Raw genomic sequence first — 361 nt, forward strand, 5'->3', positions numbered from 1 at the left:
GTTTCCGTCGGTACTTCGCGATGGGCAATCGTGTGGCACGAGCAGTCGCAGGACTCGTAGATCACCGGTACGTCGACCGGTGCGGTGACCGGGGACGACTCCGCGCAGGCGTGGTGAGTACCGATCCGGCAGGAGCTCGACCGGTAGGAGTCGGCTCCCGCCCGTGGGGTGTGGGGCTGTTGGCGAGGCGGCATCAGCGGTCACCCGCCGAGACAAACCAGGGACCGACGAAGGGCGGGCAGGGCGCGGCCGTCGAGCGGTGCCGCGCGCGTGCCTCGCTGGCCAGCACGTACGGGCGGACGAGCGCGGTCTCCTCGCCCATGAGTACGTCGGTGTGGTGTCGGCCGTGGCTCAGGAACGG

At 70.4% G+C, this 361-nt stretch carries 1 protein-coding gene; it reads right to left on the minus strand.

All coding sequences use genetic code 11. The features are described 5' to 3' along the window. A partial coding sequence (locus tag J0695_RS42950; RefSeq protein WP_206970210.1) for a hypothetical protein occupies positions 1 to 194 on the minus strand: 194 nt, incomplete at its 3' end. Positions 195 to 361: the final 167 nt, after the last annotated feature.

The sequence above is a fragment of the Streptomyces beijiangensis genome (genome assembly GCF_017315755.1).
Taxonomy (GTDB): domain Bacteria; phylum Actinomycetota; class Actinomycetes; order Streptomycetales; family Streptomycetaceae; genus Streptomyces; species Streptomyces beijiangensis.